The sequence below is a fragment of the Archangium violaceum genome, assembly GCF_016859125.1.
GTDB classification, from domain to species: Bacteria; Myxococcota; Myxococcia; order Myxococcales; family Myxococcaceae; genus Archangium; species Archangium violaceum_A.
On sequence record NZ_CP069338.1, the window covers coordinates 189,388 to 206,263 of the forward strand.

The 16,876-nt window shown below is 68.5% G+C and carries 15 protein-coding genes and 1 pseudogene; 5 read left to right on the plus strand and 11 right to left on the minus strand.

Annotation, left to right across the window (positions count from 1 at the left end; all coding sequences use genetic code 11):
* Positions 1-61: 61 nt before the first annotated feature.
* Positions 62-778, plus strand: a complete 717-nt coding sequence (locus JQX13_RS00755) for a phosphoribosyltransferase (RefSeq protein WP_203407163.1) — start codon at positions 62-64, stop codon at positions 776-778.
* 32 nt (positions 779-810) lie between these two features.
* Here the strand turns inward: JQX13_RS00755 and JQX13_RS00760 are convergent, their stop codons facing one another.
* From JQX13_RS00760 to sitA6 (JQX13_RS00770), 3 genes are read right to left on the minus strand one after another with little or no spacing between them, the layout of a single operon-like run.
* On the minus strand, positions 811-1,530 hold the full coding sequence (locus JQX13_RS00760; protein ID WP_203407164.1) for a DNA-3-methyladenine glycosylase family protein: 720 nt from the start codon (positions 1,528-1,530) through the stop codon (positions 811-813).
* A gap of 50 nt (positions 1,531-1,580) precedes the next feature.
* Positions 1,581-2,297 carry a SitI6 family double-CXXCG motif immunity protein gene (gene sitI6 / locus JQX13_RS00765; protein WP_203407165.1) on the minus strand — a complete coding sequence of 239 codons (717 nt, stop codon included), beginning with the start codon at positions 2,295-2,297 and terminating at the stop codon, positions 1,581-1,583.
* Positions 2,298-2,309: 12 nt separating this feature from the next.
* Positions 2,310-3,032, minus strand: a complete 723-nt coding sequence (gene sitA6 / locus JQX13_RS00770) for a SitA6 family polymorphic toxin lipoprotein (RefSeq protein ID WP_239014447.1) — start codon at positions 3,030-3,032, stop codon at positions 2,310-2,312.
* A 380-nt stretch (positions 3,033-3,412) separates the two neighbouring features.
* Between sitA6 (JQX13_RS00770) and JQX13_RS00775 the strand changes: the two genes are divergently transcribed.
* Complete coding sequence (locus tag JQX13_RS00775) at positions 3,413-5,086, plus strand: family 43 glycosylhydrolase (protein WP_239014448.1); 1,674 nt, start codon at positions 3,413-3,415, stop codon at positions 5,084-5,086.
* A gap of 212 nt (positions 5,087-5,298) precedes the next feature.
* Here the strand turns inward: JQX13_RS00775 and sitI6 (JQX13_RS00780) are convergent, their stop codons facing one another.
* From sitI6 (JQX13_RS00780) to JQX13_RS00790, 3 genes and pseudogenes are all read right to left on the minus strand, one after another.
* Complete coding sequence (gene sitI6, locus JQX13_RS00780; protein ID WP_203407167.1) at positions 5,299-6,021, minus strand: SitI6 family double-CXXCG motif immunity protein; 723 nt, start codon at positions 6,019-6,021, stop codon at positions 5,299-5,301.
* Positions 6,022-6,043: 22 nt separating this feature from the next.
* A pseudogene (sitA6, locus tag JQX13_RS00785) lies at positions 6,044-6,454 on the minus strand (SitA6 family polymorphic toxin lipoprotein); the annotation flags it as partial.
* Positions 6,455-6,603: 149 nt separating this feature from the next.
* Positions 6,604-8,112 (minus strand): FAD-dependent oxidoreductase, encoded by a 1,509-nt coding sequence (locus JQX13_RS00790; protein ID WP_203407169.1) that lies wholly within the window; start codon positions 8,110-8,112, stop codon positions 6,604-6,606.
* A 222-nt stretch (positions 8,113-8,334) separates the two neighbouring features.
* Here JQX13_RS00790 and JQX13_RS00795 point away from each other — a divergent pair, with 222 nt between their 5' ends.
* The 3 genes from JQX13_RS00795 (at position 8,335) to JQX13_RS00805 (ending at position 10,932) form a co-directional block, all read left to right on the plus strand.
* Positions 8,335-9,654, plus strand: a complete 1,320-nt coding sequence (locus JQX13_RS00795; RefSeq protein WP_239014449.1) for a sensor histidine kinase — start codon at positions 8,335-8,337, stop codon at positions 9,652-9,654.
* Entirely contained in the window at positions 9,651-10,058 is a 408-nt protein-coding gene (locus JQX13_RS00800; protein WP_203407171.1) for a response regulator, read from the plus strand. Before JQX13_RS00795 ends, JQX13_RS00800 begins: the two co-directional genes overlap by 4 nt.
* A gap of 136 nt (positions 10,059-10,194) precedes the next feature.
* Entirely contained in the window at positions 10,195-10,932 is a 738-nt protein-coding gene (locus JQX13_RS00805) for a MerR family transcriptional regulator (RefSeq protein ID WP_203407172.1), read from the plus strand.
* A gap of 26 nt (positions 10,933-10,958) precedes the next feature.
* Here the strand turns inward: JQX13_RS00805 and JQX13_RS00810 are convergent, their stop codons facing one another.
* From JQX13_RS00810 to JQX13_RS00830, 5 genes are read right to left on the minus strand one after another with little or no spacing between them, the layout of a single operon-like run.
* Complete coding sequence (locus JQX13_RS00810; protein WP_203407173.1) at positions 10,959-11,906, minus strand: hypothetical protein; 948 nt, start codon at positions 11,904-11,906, stop codon at positions 10,959-10,961.
* Complete coding sequence (locus JQX13_RS00815) at positions 11,903-13,744, minus strand: Gldg family protein (RefSeq protein WP_239014450.1); 1,842 nt, start codon at positions 13,742-13,744, stop codon at positions 11,903-11,905. Before JQX13_RS00815 ends, JQX13_RS00810 begins: the two co-directional genes overlap by 4 nt.
* Positions 13,741-14,466: an ABC transporter permease gene (locus JQX13_RS00820; protein WP_239014451.1), complete on the minus strand. Its 726-nt coding sequence runs from the start codon at positions 14,464-14,466 to the stop codon at positions 13,741-13,743. Before JQX13_RS00820 ends, JQX13_RS00815 begins: the two co-directional genes overlap by 4 nt.
* Complete coding sequence (locus JQX13_RS00825; RefSeq protein WP_203407174.1) at positions 14,463-15,395, minus strand: ABC transporter ATP-binding protein; 933 nt, start codon at positions 15,393-15,395, stop codon at positions 14,463-14,465. Before JQX13_RS00825 ends, JQX13_RS00820 begins: the two co-directional genes overlap by 4 nt.
* A complete protein-coding gene (locus tag JQX13_RS00830; protein ID WP_203411816.1) occupies positions 15,392-16,822 on the minus strand; it encodes a TIGR01777 family oxidoreductase in 1,431 nt (476 codons plus the stop codon). The genes JQX13_RS00825 and JQX13_RS00830 overlap by 4 nt, the downstream gene beginning before the upstream one ends.
* Positions 16,823-16,876: the final 54 nt, after the last annotated feature.

Sequence of the window (16,876 nt, forward strand, 5' to 3'; positions counted from 1 at the left end):
TGGACGCGAGGGTGATTCCCCGTATTGCGATACCCGAGAGAGGGGCGCACGTTGTGCGCAAATGAATGTCCCCTTCCGTCACCGGACCGAGGCCGGTAGGACGCTGGCCCGGTCGCTCTCGCACCTCGCCGGGCGCGAGGACGTCATGGTGCTCGCCGTGCCTCATGGCGGCGTGCCCGTGGCCTTCGAGGTCGCCCGTGCACTCGATGCGCCGCTGGACCTGGCCGTCGTCCAGCCCATCCTCCACGCGAGGGGACCCTCCCCGCGCGACGTGACACTCGGGCTGCTCGGCGCGCCCGCGGCGCTGCAGCTCCACGAGGCCACGCTCAACGCGCTCGATCTCTCCGACGAGGCGCTCGGACAGGCCCTCTCCCGCGCCAGGCGGCAACTGCGCCAGCGCGTGCGCGCCATGCGGCCGGCCGCGCCCGTGCCCTCGCTCGAGGGGCGTACCGTGGTCGTCGTGGATGACGGCACGGCCACGGGCGTGACGCTCCGGCGTGCGGCGGGGCTGCTTCGCAGGGCCGGGGCTCGGGCCCTGGTCGCCGCCGTCCCCGTGGGCGCCGAGGAGGCACTGCGCCTGCTCGCCAGCGAGTTCGAGGACGTCGTCTGCTGCTCCCAGCCCGAGCCCTTCGTCTCCGTGTCGGATGGATACGAGAGCTACCCGGACGTCACGAATGCGCAAGTGCGTGAGTTGCTGACTCGGGCGTGGAGCGGACACGCGCCCCGGAAGAAGGGCAAGGGGGAACTCGGGCTCGGGGCGGGCAGACCCGCACCCTAGCCCTCTCCCAGGGGGAGAGGGGACATACACGGTCATGCACGCCCGCCTCCCGGAGACGCGGGGTCGTTCGAGAGCTCCAGCGAGCGCCACAGGTACCAGCTCGCCACCGAACGCCACGGGCGCCAGCGCTCACCGTACGCCAACAGCTCCTTCGGGCGCGGTAGCTCCTCGAGACCGTACGTGCGCATGAAGCCCTTGCGGATGCCGTAGTCGTCCACCGGCAACACGTCCGGCCGGCCCAGCCGGAACATGAGCAGCATCTCCACCGTCCACTGCCCGATGCCACGCACCTTCGTGAGGTGCTCCACCAGCTCCGTGTCGCTCATGCGCCGCGCCCGGGCCAGCGTGGGCACCTCGCCCTCCAACGCCTTCGTCGCCAGGTCCCTGAGCGCCGCCGTCTTGGCGCCGGACAGCCCCGCCTCGCGCAGGCCCTCCACCGGATGGGCGAGCACCGCCTCCGGAGTGAAACGCCGCCCCTTGCCCACGCGCTCGCAGACGCGCCCGAAGATGGTGGCCGCCGCCTTCCCCGTGAGCTGCTGGTAGACGATGGACTCCGCCAGCGCCAGGAAGGGGCTCTGGATCGAATTGACCTTCATGCGGAAGGGCCCCACCTGCTTCATCAGCGCGCCGAGCGTCGGATCCTTTTTCGCCAGGGCCCTCCGCGCGGCGGGCGTGAAGCCCTCGGGCAGGAGGCGCTCGGCGGGAGGAACGGCATCGGCGGTGGGAAGGACACGAGCGGTCGCTGCGGGCATGTGCCCATCGTGCCACCCACGCGAGCCCCGCGCAGCAACGGATGAGCCCTCTACTTCGACGGCAGCGGCTTGAAGGCAACGCCGTCCAACCCCAGGCGCTGGCAGGCGTCGACGAAGCGCCTGGTACAGACGATCACTCCGGAGAAGTCCTCCAGCCGGAACAGGTCCCGGTCACTGGGAAGCGTGCTGGCATCCAGCAGCAGTTCCTCGGGTAGCGACAGGCCCATGCGATGACAACGCGGGCACGGGGGCTTGCGCTCAGGAGGCAGACAATCCGGGTGCGTACGCCCCACGGGGAGGATTTCCAATTCGAGCAACTCGGGTGACTTGCGTTGGCGGAAGCGCAACTCGGTGCGGCAGCCCTTGAGTCCTCGGAGGCCCTCGGACTGAAGCCGCTCCAGAGCCTCGCGCTGCACCAGGAGCCACCAGCGGTCAAGAGACACGAGCGGCCCGAAGCGGCCCCGAGCATTGCCAACGAGCGGTCCCAAACCCGCCCCGGGCTCCAACAGGGCGCCCGGGGGAAGCAGGAGACGCACCAGTTCACACATCTTTTCGTACTCCTCGATGGGCGAGGCTCGGGCTTCCTCGAAATCCGCAAGGGAGACCACCGGGGTCAAGTCCACCGAGGGGTAGGCTTTGGAGCCCCCACCCCAAGTGGTCCTGCATCCAGGGCAGGTGAGGATGCCTGGAAGCAGCCATTTATGCACAGCGTCAACGTGGCCCGTATATCCCGAGGAGCTGTCTTCCGTAATTCTGAAATGGCGCATCAGTGAGCTCCTCTATTCGCAGGAGTAGGGCACAAACGGGCCATTCACTCCGAATCGCATCATGAGCTCACCCGCGAAGCGCCAGGTCTCATCCGGGGAGGCATCCGGCTTCTCATCCTTGAACCGCCGCCAGGCCGCATTCCACTGACCACCTTCGGGCCCGCCACTATGCAGCCACTGGTGGAAGCTCTTGGGAACGCGAATCGTGAAGGCATGGATATCGATGCCCTTGAGCTTGAACCACATGGCCAGCACTCGCTGCTGAGGGAAGATGTGGTGCTTCTCGAAGGGCTCGCGCGGAGGAGAGAGGCACTGGTGACGGAAGAGCCTGGGCGCGCTCAACTCCCGGGTCTTCCAGTTGTGCCAGGGAATTTCGAAGACGGGGTCCACCCCCGTGGGCACCGCGAGAGGATGTCCCCACCAGCGGCTCGCGCTGGGCCCCTCCACCAGCGGCGCGCGGAACATCGGTGCCGGCGCGGGCGCCGGAACCATCGCCTGCGCCAGCCGCACGGGGTGGGCCTCCGCCTCCACCACGTCCTGGCAACGCCAGATGGCGCACCGCTCCCCATCGCACAGCGGCACCACGCACGTGGCGTCCGCTCGGGCCTCCTCCCATGCAGAGGACACGCCCTCGGGCGCCCCGGCCTCCTCACGCACCACGGGCACGGAGGTGACGCAGGCGTTCAGCAGCACGCCAAGCAGCGCGAGCCCAATTCCGGAGCGCAGGAAGCTCATGCGGCCCATCCTACCGCCAAGGCGCCGCCATTTTCTTTACCTATCCCTACACAACCCGCGCGACCCAGCAACAACCAGACAGAACAGATATCCACGAATTATTAGCCTTGAACGAAAGAACTGCGCGACGCAGGATGCGGGCCATGAAATCGACGCTCGATGATGGATGTGCAGGCCGTCGCATGGATAGAGAGTCATTGCCTCCAGGGTCCGCGTGGCAACGTCCCTGGCTGGGCCGCCTGGCGCTGGCGCCGCTGCTCCTGACCGCCACGGTCCATTGCGGCGCCGGGACGACGTCACACCACACCACCGGCGGCGGCGAGAATGGGTCGCATGCGCAAGCTCCCGGCGTTGGTGGAGCAGACGTTGGACCCGAAGGGGTGGCAGGTGCGCCCCTGGCCCCGGAGTGCTCGCCCGGAACCTCCGGCAATCCCTTCGTGAGCGGCTGGTACGCCGATCCGGATATCAAGTTCTACAACGGCGTGTATTGGGTCTACCCGACGTACTCCGCTCCTTATGATGAGCAGACCTATCTGGACGCCTTCTCCTCCTCCGATCTCATCCACTGGACGAAGCACTCCAAGGTGCTGGACAAGGCGAACGTGTCCTGGGCAACCCGGGCGATCTGGGCTCCGTCGCCCATCTTCCGCAACAACACCTATTATCTGTATTTCGGAGCCAACGACATCCAGAGCAACGGACAGTTGGGCGGTATCGGGGTCGCGAAGTCCAACAACCCCGGTGGCCCCTACGTCGACGCGATCGGCCGCCCCCTGATCAGCACGTTCATCAACGGCGCGCAGCCGATTGATCAAAACGTCTTCATCGACGACGACGGCCAAGCCTACCTCTATTACGGCGGTTGGGGGCACTGCAACGTCGTCAGGCTCAACAGTGACATGATCAGCCTGGACAGCTCGTCCTTCAAGGAGATCACTCCTTCGGGCTACGTCGAGGGCGCGCTGATGTTCAAGCGCAACGGGAAGTATTATCTGATGTGGTCCGAGGGTGGATGGACGGGGCCGGACTACCGCGTGTCCTATGGCATGGCCGACTCGCCGCTCGGGCCCTTCCCCAAGGCGGGGACGATCCTCAGCCAGAACGCGGCCATCGCCACCGGCTCGGGTCACAACACGGTGGTCAACGTCCCTGGAACGGACGACTGGTACATCTTCTATCACCGCCGTCCGCTCGGAGAGACGGACGGGAATCACCGCGTGCTCGCCTACGATCGCATGTATTTCAATAGCGACGGGACGATCAAACCGGTGGAGATGAGCAGCCAGGACAACTTCTGCGACGGCAACGCGCTGGGCTGGACCACCTACGGCGCGACGTGGACCGTGTCGAACGGCCGCTATGTCACCCAACGGAGCCCCGACGCCAAGGCCTTGCTGAACACGAACTTCTCCGCGCTGACCCATGAGGCGGATGTCACGCCGGGCGCCTCCGGGGACGCCGGGTTGATGTTCCGGGTGAGCAACCCGGGAGCCGGGCTCGACGCCTACAAGGGTTATTACGCCGGCATCGCCGCGGGCAGTGACAGGGTGATTCTGGGCAAGGCGAACGCAGGTACCTGGACCGAGCTCGCGAGCGCCACCGCGGCGATCGATCCGAACGTCACCTATCACCTCAAGGTCGTGGCCAACGGCGACCGCATCTCGGTCTATCTGAACCATTCGACGGTCCCCAGCGTCACGGCCATCGATGCCACGTATGCCTCGGGGGCGCTCGGACTCCGGGCCCATGACAGCGCGGCCGCGTTCGACAACGTGAAGGCCACCAAGCCTCCCGGAGCCATCTTCTACGCGGACGGCGGGTACGGCGGTCTCGGGATCTCGCTGGACCCCGGGAGCTACACGCTCGCGCAACTCAACGCGGCGGGCATCCCCAACGATTGGATGAGCTCGCTCAGAGTCCCCGCCGGCTGGACGGTGCAGGTCTATCAGGACGACAACTTCGCCGGGACGATGTGGACGTTCACCGCGGATACGCCGCTGATCCCGCAGGGCGCCAACGACAAGATGTCGTCGGTGAAGATCTTCGCGCAGTAGCCCTCACGCAGGCGCTCTCCGGACGTGGGCCAGGAGCCTGCGTCCGGGGAGGGCCAGGCCATCCAGGCGCTTCATTCCCAGCCGCTCCACCTCAATTCGTGCGCCTCCCGAGGTGTCCGAGGGCACCGCCAGGAGGTGGATGACGCAAGATGCTCATGCGCCCACCCTTCGGTCGCCGCGTGCACATCCCTCCTCGAAAAGCGCCTCCCGGCTCAGAGGCTCTCCTTCGACGGCAGAGGCTTGAAGGCAACGCCGTCCAGGCCCAGGCGCTGGCAGGCGTCGACGAAACGCTCGGTGCAGACGATCACTCCGGAGAAGTCCTCCAGCCGGAACAGATCCCGCTCGTTGGGAAGCGTGCTGGCGTCCAACAGCAGTTCCTTGGGTAGCGAGAGGCCAAGGCGATGACAACGAGGGCACGGGGGCTTGCGCTCAGGGGGCAGACAATCCGGGTGCGTACGCCCTACGGGGAGGACTTCCAATTCGAGCAGCTCGGGTGACTTTCGCTGGCGGAAGCGCAACTCGGTGCGGCAGCCCTTGAGTCCTCGGAGTCCCTCGGCCTGGAGCCTTTCCAGCGCCTCGCGCTGTACCAGCAATATCCAGGAGTAGTTCATGACGAACGACCCGAAGCTGCCCTGAGCCTTGCCAACCAATGGGCCAAAGTCCGACCCGGGTCTCAACACGCTTCCCGCGGGCAGCAAGGGACGTACCAGCTCACACAGCCGCTCATACTCTTCGATGGGCTCCGCTCGAGCCTCCTCGAAATCGGCCAGGGCCGCCACCGGGGACAGGTCCACGGAGGGATATGAGAAACCGGCCCCCCAGGTGGCCTTGCAAACGGGACAGTTGCGGATGCCCGGAAGCAGCCACTTATGCACGGCTTCAATGAAGCCCGTGTAACCCGCTGACCTGTCTTCATGAACGACGAAGTATTGCATGCGAGTGCTCGCCACCTTCCACTCAATCGCAAGAATAGGGAACGAGTGGTCCATTCACTCCAAACCGCATCATGCGCTCGCCCGCGAACCGCCAGATGTCATCCGCATTGGCGATATCACGACTCTTATTCATGAATTGCCGCCATGCTTCATTCCATTGCCCACCCTGGGAACCATTGCTGTGCAGCCATCGGTGGAAGCTCCTGGGCAAGCGGATGGTGAAGGCATGGATGTCGATGTCATTGCGCTTGAACCATCTGGCCAACGCTGCTTCCTGCGGGAAGATGTGGTGCTTCTCGAAGGGCTCGCGTGGAGGGGTGAGGCACTGGTGACGGAAGAGCCTGGGCGCGCTCAACTCCCGGGTCTTCCAGTTGTGCCAGGGGATTTCGAAGACGGGGTCCACCCCCGTGGGCACCGCGAGAGGACGTCCCCATCAGCGGCTCGCGCTGGGCCCCTCCACCAGCCTCCTCGTCGCACAGCGGCACCACGCACGTGGCGGCCCATCCTGAAGCGCGAGAAGCTCATGCGGCCCATCCTACGGTCGCCGCGTGAGCCTCCCGCCCTCGAAATGCGCCTCCCGGATCAGCGGATCTTCTTCGACGGCAGGCCCTTCACGGCGGGACCGTTGAGCACCTCGCCCGTCGGACTGTAGCGGGCTCCGTGGCACGGGCAGTCCCACGAGCGCTCGGCCTTGTTCCAGTGCACGTGGCACCCCAGGTGCGTGCACACCGGACTCACCGCGTGCACCGCCCCACCCTCCTCGCGGAAGACGGCCACCTTCTTCCCGTCCACCTCCAGGATGCGGCCCTCCCCGGCTGGCACCTCGGACAGGTCGTGCCCTTCCGGCTTCGCCAGCCGGTCCGCCACGAAGTGGAACGCCACCTCCGCGTTCTCCTGGATGAAGTCCTTCACCCCCGCCTTCGGCTTCACCCGCGTGGCGTCGTAGAGCGCCGCGTACGGGTTCTGCCTCCCGAGGATCAGGTCCGTCAAAATCATCCCCGATAGCGTCCCGAACGTCATGCCAGTGCCCGAGAAGCCCGTGGCCACCCACACGTGCCGCGAATTGCTGTTGCGCCCGATGTACGCCAGTCCGTCCGCGGGCTCGATGACCTGTCCGGACCAGCGGTAATCGATTCGCGTCACCGGAAAGCGCCGCCGCGTGTACGCCTCCAGCGCCTCGAAGTGGCGCTCCGTGTCCTCCTCCGTTCCCACCTTGTGGTCCTCGCCCCCGACAATCACGTAGTCCACGCCCTCCACCCGCTGGGTGCGGATGTAGTGATACGGATCCTGACTGTCGTAATAGAGCCCCGCCTCCAGCGGACTCTCGAGAGGCCCCGCCACCGAGTAGGTGCGGTACGGATAGAGCTTGGTGTGCAGGAAGACGCGGTTGAGCGGAGTCGTGGTCGCCTCCACCACGTCCCTGCAGGTGATGATGCCCCGCGAGGTGTGCACCCGGCAGGGCACCCCCTCGTGCAGCTCCGTGGCCTGCGTCTCCTCGAAGATGTGGCTGCCGCCCCCTTGAATCCCCTCGGCGAGCGCCAGCAGGTACTCGCGCGGATGGAACTGCGCCTGATCCTCCACGCGCAGCGCCAGCTTCACCGGGTAGGGCAGCGGCACTTCGTTCGTCAGCGAGCACATCAGGCCCACCTGCCGGGCCGCGGACGCCTCGCGCTCCAGGTCTCGCGCTTCACGCTCCGTCTCCGCGTAGCGGAACGCGGGCAGCCGCTGGAAGCCGCAGGAGATGCGCAGCCCCTCCACCAGCCCGGCGATCTTCTCGATGGCGGCCCGGGTGGATCCGGCGGCCATCCGCGCCCCCTTCTCCCCGAAGTCCGAGACCAGTGTGTAATAGGGCGTGTCCAGCAGTTCCGTGAGGTGCGCGGTGGTCTGCCCCGTCTGCCCCGTCAGCAGCCGGTGCATCTCCACCACCGCCACGCGCTTGCCCTCCTGTTTGAGCAGGTACGCCGTGGTGAGGCCCGCGATCCCCCCGCCAATCACCACCACGTCCACTTCCAGGTCCCCTTGCAGCGCCGGATAGCGCCGCGCCGGGGCCGACATCGTCCACAGCGACTTGTGCGTGCGCTCTTCCACCATGTTCCAAGGCTAGGAACGCGGCCGAGGGGCGGGAAGGCGAGCGACCAGCCATCCCCGCTCGCCTGCCTGTCCTCCACTGGAGCCTCGGGATGTACACGAGCCAACAACCCCGACCGGGGGGTGTTGGCGATTCGCGCCGGGTGACGCACAACCATGGGAAGCCTCGGCTCCACTGATGAGTGGTTCCCGACCCGTACCCCGAGGACACCGGAGCGCCGCGTCTTGCCATCCACCGCCGCCCTGCCGTCGCTGCCCGCGCCCGGCCCCGAGGCGCGACTCGCGTTCGCCGAGCTGCTACTCGGCTGCGACGATGCCAAGACCTGTGCCGAGGCCGCGGTGGCCTGGCTCGTCCACCACGCCCACGTGGACCAGGTGCTGTGTCTCGCGCCCGACGAATCGGACTCGCACTGCCTCGTGACGCTCGCCTCGTACGGCCTGCCCTGCGCGGGGAACTTCGTGCTCGCCCTGCATGATCCGAAGCATCCGCTGGTGGAGGCGCTCCAGTGGACCGAGCCCCGTTGGTTCCATCCCGGCCAGCTTCCCCCGGAGCTGCCACTGGCGGGGACGGGCCTCTTCACCCTGTCCCTGGGCAGGGCCGCTCCCGGTTCGCCCGCCCCCGGGCTGCTGCTGGTGGGCGCGCCCGTGCCGGAGTTGTCTCCCCAGGCCTCGTGGCTCGCCGGCCACCTGGGCATGCACCTGACGCGCCTGTACAAGGGCCACCAGCTCGCGCGGCTCGAGGAGGCCTCCTCCGAGCTGGCCGCCCGGGTGAACGCCGCCACCGAGGAGCTGGCCACCCAGAACGAGCTGCTGCGCCGCCAGGCCATCCAGCTCGAGCAGGCGAGCGCCGCCAAGTCGCAGTTCCTCGCCAACATGTCCCACGAGCTGCGCACGCCGCTCAACGCCATCCTCGGCTACACCAACATGCTGCTGCAGGGCGTCAACGGGGAGCTCCCCGCGCCCCAGCGCCGCAGCCTCACCCGCATCGACTCCAACGGCCGTCACCTGTTGGAGATCATCAACGAGATCCTCGACATCACCCGCATCGAGGCGGGCCGGATGCCGCTGCACCTGTCCGAGTTCCGCATCCCCGAGCTCGTCCAGGAGGTCATGGCCGAGTTGGATCCCATCATCGCGCGCTCGAAGCTGGTGGTGAGCACCTCGGTGGACCCGAACCTGCCCCCGGTGAACAGCGATCGGCAGAAGGTGAAGCAGATCGTCGTCAACCTCCTGTCCAACGCCCTGAAGTTCACCCACGAGGGCTCCATCAAGGTGCTGGCCTCGTACGAGGTCGCCACCGCCACGCTCCACATCGCAGTGGCCGATACCGGCATCGGCATCGACCCCGGTCACCAGGAGAAGATCTGGGAGGACTTCCAGCAGGTGGACAGTTCCCCCACGCGCGCCTATGGAGGCACGGGCCTGGGTCTCTCCATCTGCCGCCGTCTGGCCGCCATGCTCGATGGACGCATCTCGCTCAAGAGCGCGGTGGGACAGGGCTCGACCTTCACACTGCACCTTCCACGCCGCACGAGGCGGACATGAACAGCACAGCTCGAAACGACATCTCGCCCCTCGTACTGATCGTCGACGACTACCAGGATGCCCGGGAAATGTACGCCGAGTACCTCGAGTACTCCGGCTTCCGCGTGGCCGAGGCGCGCAATGGACTGGAGGCCGTGGAGAAGGCCTTCGCGCTGCGCCCGTCCGTCATCCTCATGGATCTCTCGCTGCCGGTGATGGATGGCTGGGAGGCCACCCGGCGCCTCAAAAAGGATCCCCGCACGCGCTCCATCCCCGTGGTGGCGCTCACCGGCCATGCCCTGGATGGGCACTCGCGCGAGGCGGAGGACGCCGGCTGTGATGCCTACGTCACCAAGCCGTGCCTGCCGGACGCGCTGGTCCAGGAGGTCCAGCGCGTGCTCGCGACCGTGTCCCCGGCCGCGTAGCGACGAAACCGGGGCGCGTGACGCCCACTGGCTCGGGGAGGAGGCAGGCCTCGCTTTTCCCCTTGAGCCTCACGCGACGTGAGGGTGTACCCATCCTGGCAGCCACACATCGGTGTGGTCGAAAGGAGCGTGCACCTTGCAGCCCGAACCCCTGAAGGTAGGCGAGCTCGCCCGGCGGACCGGGCTGTCCATCCGTACCCTGCACCACTACGACGAGCTGGGCCTGCTCTCGCCATCACTCCGCACGGCGTCCGGCTACCGGCTCTACACCCCGGAGGATGTCGCCCGGTTGCAGCGCATCCTGTCCCTCCGCCAGCTCGGCTTCTCGCTGGAGGAGATCAAACGCTGCATCGACGAGCCCGGCTTCTCGCCCATCCGGGTGCTCGAGCTGCACCTCGCGCGGGCTCGCGAGCAGCTCGCCCTCCAACAGGAACTGTGCCGGCGCCTGGAGGCGCTCGCCACGCAGTTCCGCTCGGCGGAGACGCCCTCCGTCGATCAACTCATTCAAACCATCGAGGTCATGACCATGTTCGAGAAGTACTACACCCCGGAGCAGCTCCAGGAGCTCGAGGCGCGCCGCCAGGCCCTGGGGGAGGACGCCATCCGCCAGGTCCAGGAGGAGTGGCCCCAGCTCATCGCCAAGGTGCGCGCCGAGATGGAGAAGGGCACCGACCCGGCCAGCGAGCCCGTGCAGAAGCTCGCCCGGCGCTGGGGCGAGCTCGTCCGCGCCTTCACCGGCGGCAACCCCGGCATCGAGAAGTCGCTGGGCACCATGTACCAGCAGGAGCCGGCCATGGGCGCCAGGTTCGGGCTCGACCCACAGCTCTTCGCCTACGTGAACCGCGCCATGGAAGCGGCGAAGAAGCCCGAGTAGACGAGCAGCCGGAACGAACGGGCCACTCAGCGCCCCGCGGCGACCTTCTCGGCATCTTGAACGAGGGAGTCCGCCCAGGGGGGCAGCTTCGCCCAGCCAGCGGTGTGCTCGGTGCGGGCATGGAGTTCGCCTCCCGCCCCCCGCGCCACGGAGAGCCAGCCGAGGCGCGCGTCCCCATGCCGGTACTCCACGCGGAACACCTCATGGGGCTCGCCTCCGGGCGGCGCCTCTCCCCGGCCGAGGAAGTCCGCCTGCGCCGGCGCGAGCAGCCAGACCCGCTCGTGCCACTTGCGAGCCATTTCATCCGCTGAGTCCGGTGCATCCCGAGGCACGAGCTCCGCCGGGCGCTGCGCCCGCGCACGCACGAGGAAGGTTCGCGAGGAGCCCCCGGAGGTGACGGTGAGGACGTCGTACTCGCCGGCGCCAAAGGCGTGCAGCGTCCGGTCCACCAGTCGGTTGGCGGCGTTCTCCAGATCGGGCAGCAGCGACGGCGGGAGGAGGAAGACCCGCCCGTCCGTCTCCCGCCGCAGGTACGGGCTGCCCCATCCAATCGAAGAAGAGGCCAGCGTGAAGACGTGCTCTCCGCTGGTCAGCTTCACCGCCAGCCTCCGGGGACTGTCCTTCAACCCGACTTCGGCCAGTGTCTCCGCATCCAGCACGCCCAGGCTCCGCGTGGCCTTCAGCGGCGCGAAACGGATGAAGAGCTTCTCCGCCGTCTCGTTGGCGCGCAGCTCCCTCGGAAGCGCCTTCGTCCCCAGCCGCAACCACAACGCACCATCTTCCGACGCCTCGCGGAACAGCTCCACCCAGCCGGATGCGTCCTCGTAGCGCACGCGATCCAGTGTCTGCTTCGGCGCGTCCAGCACCACCACCTCACCGGGAACGCCGGCGGGCTCCCGCTGCCAGACGAAGAAGGCCGCGATCAATCCCGCCGCCGCCAGCGCGCCCTGGAGCACCACACCTCGCGCCCTCATCGCGCACCTCGCCGTCTCCGGCGCCGCGTCACGAGGAAGCCCGCCCCGAGCACCAGCGAGGGAGCGAGGAAGACGGCCGAGTAGAACCAGAGGACGTCCTGCTGGCGGGTGTGCTGCAGCGGCACGTCCTCCTCGTTGGACACCACGCCCGCCAGTTCCTCCTCACCCAGGAGCCAGAGCACCGTGTCCACCAGCAGGTACGGGTTGCCATAGCCACGTGGGCCGGAGTCCGTCATCACGTCCGAGTCACCCATGGCCACCACGCGCGAGGGCGAAGCGCCCGAGACGCCGGCCTTCTCCACCGCCACCACCAGGGGCCAGGCCCGCCGGGGCTCTCCCTCGTCCGCGGTGAAGTCCTGGTCGCCGTCCTGGAACGTCTCCGCGGGAGCTCGCACCGAGACGTCCTGGGCCACGCCCCTGGGCAGGGGCTGCACGGGCTCCAGCGCCGCCGCGCCAGCGAAGACGAGCGCCGCGTCGCTTCCCAACGAGGCCAGCGTCCCCACGGAAGCGTGCGAGGAGAAGCTCGCCGTCACCAGGTTGCCTCGATCGCTCCGCTGGTGGCTCATGAGCAGGAAGCGCTGATCATTCGCCAGGGGCACGCGCAGCAGCTTCAAGCCCAACGGCTCCAACAGCGGCTCGAGACCGGGCCCGTCCGGCTCCAGCGCGAGCCACAGCCGCCCACCGCGCTCCACGTACCGGAGCACCGCGGCGAGCTCCTCCGGGGAGAAGTCGCGCCCGGGCCCCACGATGGCCACCACCGAGGCATCGCGCGGCACCTCCGTCCCCAGCCCCTCGGCCATGCCCAGCGTGCGTACCTCCACGTTCAGCACGCGCAACCACTCCTCGAGCTGCGACAGGCCGGGCCGTGCCTTCTCCAGCGCCGTGGCGGCCTGGGGCAGCAGGCCCCGCTCACCATGGCCCGCCGTGAGGTACAGCACCCGGCGGGGACGCGACACCACCCGCAGCCGCCGGTACACGTCCTCGTCCAGCCGCTGCAACTGCCCTCGGGCCCTGTCGAGCTCGAGCGGCACCTTCAGCCGTTCGATGCGCTGGCCCCGGCTGAACACCACGGAGCCGTTCTCCCCTACTCCCAGCTCCCTCGCCCGCGAGAGCTCCACCGCCTGGTCCAGCACCTCCACCTCGAGATACCCGGACTCCCGGGCCAGCTCCCGGAAGTACTGCTCCAGGGCCTGCCGCACATCGTTGGCGGGCGGGAAGAAGAGCGTCACCTCCACCGGCTCGGGAAGACGGCGCACCAGCAGGCGCGTGGCATCGCCCGGCCTCGCGGTGCGGAAGTACGCCAGGTCCCACGAGACGTCCGCCCGCGTGGCCACGTACAGGGTCGAGAAGGCGAAGATGAGCGCGAAGGCCATCCCCAGCCCCGAGTGGAGCGCGGCGCGCAACCGGCCTGGTACCAGCACGGGCCCACGCGCCATGGACGCGGCCGCCAGCTCCACCAGCGCGAGCGGAAACAGCGCCGTCACCAGCAGCGCGGGGAAGAGCGCCCGCAGCACCCCCGTCAGCTCCGGAACCCGCCGCTTCAACGAAGCGACTGGCACGAGGAACGCCGCCGCATCCGACTGGAGGAAGTAGAGCGACAAGCCGAGCCCGCCCAGCAAGAAGAGGCCGAGCAGCCAGCGCTCCAGCACGCGCGCAACTCCCGAGGTCCGCACCACCCGCGACACGCGCCACGCGACCGCGAGCCCCACCAGCGTCAGGCCTGACCCGCTCAGCACGAGCCTCATCGAGCCAGCGCCCACCACGCGCTCGCCGAGGAAGAGGGCCACCAGGCCCACCACGTACAGCACGGACACCCAGGGGTTGGGACGGAGGCTCACCGCCACCTCCGCGCCTCGAGCACCCGCGTGGCGGCGAAGAGGGCCACGTAGGTGACGAGCAGGTAGTAGACGACGTCGCGCACGTGCACCACGCCCGCCTGGAAGGGCTGGAAGTGCTGGTTCCACAGCGCCAGCGCGCTGAAGACGTCCGAGAGCGGTTGCTCGGTGATGCGCGCCAGCAGCCAGCACGTCAGCAGCGCCACCAGCATGCACCCGGAGAGCACGGCGGCCAGCACCTGGTTGCGCGCCAATGCCGAGCCGAACGTGCCGATGGCCAGCGAGGCACTCCCCAGCAGCAGCAACCCCAGGTAGCCAGCGGCGATATGGCCCAGGGACAGCTTGCCGTGCACCATCACCAGCAGCGGCATGAAGAGCGTGGCCAGTGTCATCAGCGCCAGGAAGGCCAGCGCCGAGAGGAATTTGCCCAGGACGATTTCATGGTCCTTCACCGGCGAGGAGTACAGCAGGGCCAGCGTGCCCGCCTGCCGCTCCTCGGCCAGCAACCGCATGGAGATGAAGACCGAGGCCACCATCGTCGTGCCGCTGGAGAACAGGAAGAAGAGGGAGAGCACCTCCGAGGAGCGCTTGCTCACCCCGCCCAGCGCGTAGGCGTTGAAGAGCAGGCCATCCACCGCCAGCACCATGGCGATGATGATGTACCCCTGGAAGGTGCGCAGGTAGGCCGCGAGTTCGCGGCGCGCGATGAGCAGCGTCCGCATCATGTTGCGCTCCCCTCCCCCGCCTGGGTGAGCCGCAGGAAGAGGGACTCGAGCTTCTCCACCCCACGGTCCAACCGGAGCAGTTCCAGCCCCGCATCCACCACCGCCCGGGCCACCTTCGGCCGCAGGTCCGCCGGGGCCTCCACCCGGAGCGTCACCACGCCCTCCGCCTCGCCCATCACGCGCACCGGCCCCATTCCCTCGAGCGCCGCCAGCACCCGCGTCCGTTCGCCCCGCACCTCCACCTCGATGAACCCCCCGCCGCCCAGGCGCTGGCCCAGCTCCTCCTCGGTGCCCTGGGCCACGAGCTCCCCGTCCTTGATGACCAGGAGCCGATCACACGTCTGGCTGATCTCCGGCAGCAGGTGGCTGGAGACGAGCACCGTGTGCGCGCCCCGCAGCCCGCGGATGAGCGAGCGCATCTCCACCATCTGCCGCGGATCCAGGCCGCTGCCCGGCTCGTCGAGGATGAGCAGCGCCGGACGATGGACGAGCGCCTGCGCCACGCCCACACGCTGCCGGTACCCGTGGCTCAGCGAGGAGATGGGCGCGTCGTGCACGTCACGCAGTCCCGTCTTCTCCTCGGCCTCGGCCACACGGGCGGACACCTCGCGCGAGGACACGCCGCGCAGCCTCGCCACGAAGGCGAGGAACTCCCCCACCTCCATCTCGTCGTACAGCGGCGGCGTGTCCGGGAGGTAGCCGATGCGCTGGCGCACCTCGTGGGGATGGCTCACCACGTCGTAGCCATCGATGACGGCCCGCCCCGAGGTGGGCAGCAGCACGCATCCGAGAATCTTCAAGGTGGTCGTCTTGCCCGCGCCGTTGAGTCCCAGGAAGCCGATGACCTCGCCCCGGCCGATGCGGAAGGAGAGCTCGCGGATGGCCGCGTGGCCGCCGTAGTACCGGGTCAGCCCCTCGACGTCGATCATCCAAGCGGACTCCTTGTCAGCCCATGGCGGAAACGCGGCCCCTCCGTCGTCTTCCCGAGTGTGAAGCGCAGGGCCTGCTCCAGCGAGGGATGGAGGAAGGTGAAGCCCTGATTCTCGGCCACCTCGGGGCGGACGCGCGAGCTGACGAGGAGCGTCTCCTGGCCCATCTCCCCGAAGAGGGCCCGCACGGCGGTGGCCGGCAGCGGGAAGAGCGCCGGCCGGGAGAGCACCTGGCCAAGCGTCCAGGCGAGCTCCTCCTGCCGCACGGGGTTTGGCGCCACCGCGTTGACGGGCCCTCGCATTCCCTCGGAGAACAGGGCGAAGTGGACGAGGCCGATGACGTCCTCGAGGGACACCCAGCTCATCCACTGCTTGCCGTTCCCGAGGCGTCCTCCGCCTCCGGCCTGGAAGGCGTGCAGCATCTTCGCCAACGCGCCGCCCCGGGCGCTCAGCACCACGCCCAGGCGCAGGTGCACCACGCGAATGCCGGCCTGCTCCGCGGGGGCCGTGGCCGCCTCCCACTCCCGGGTGACGTCGGCGAGGAACCCCTCCCCGGACGAGCTGGACTCGGTGAGCACCTCGTCGCCCCGGCTGCCGTAGAAGCCCATGGCCGACGCGCTCACCAGGACCCGCGGCGGACGCGCCAGACGCGCGAGCGACTCGCACAGCACCCGGGTGCCATCGATGCGGCTGCGGCGGATGAGGGCCTTGTACTCCGGCGTCCAGCGGCTCTCGGCGATGGGCGCCCCGGCCAGGTGCACCACCGCGTCCACGCCCTCCAGCGCGATCAGATCCATCTCACCCTGGCCCGGTGCCCAAACGATCTCCCCGGCTCCCGGTTGGCCCCGCACCAGCCGCCGCACCCGGTGGCCTCCCGTGGTGAGGAAGGGCACCAGCGCGCTCCCCACCAGCCCCGACGCGCCGCTCACCGCCACCGTCAGCGACTCGTGCCCGGCGAAGGCCGCGTGGCGCCGCAGATCCTCCCGGGTCACCGCGTGGCGATACGCGAACATCCGCTCCAACCGGTGCCGCGCGTAGCCGCCGCCAAACACGCGCCCGAGCGTCCCCACCGGCAGCGCGTACTCCACGTCGTCCTCCAGCACCGCGCCCCCCGCGGCCTCGTTCCACATGCGATGCGTGTGGACCCACCGGGCGAAGGGCCCCGACTCCTGCATGTCCTGGAAGAGCGAGCCGGGAATGTAGCGGGTGTGCCTCGCCGTCCACTGCAGGGGCACCGGCCCCACGCGCATGCGCAACACCAAGCGCGTACCCTCGCGGATGCCATCGCCCTGCTTCTCCACCACCTCCACGGGCTCCCAGGGGGGCGTCAGACGCTGGAAGGCTCCCTCGCGGGCGTGCCAGGCGAAGACCGCCTCGGCATCCACGGGCATCTGGCTGCGAGCTTCGAATAGCTGCGACTTGCCCATCATCCCCTCCGAGAGCCAGATTGCGGCCGACAGGCATGATTACCCCGGACATCC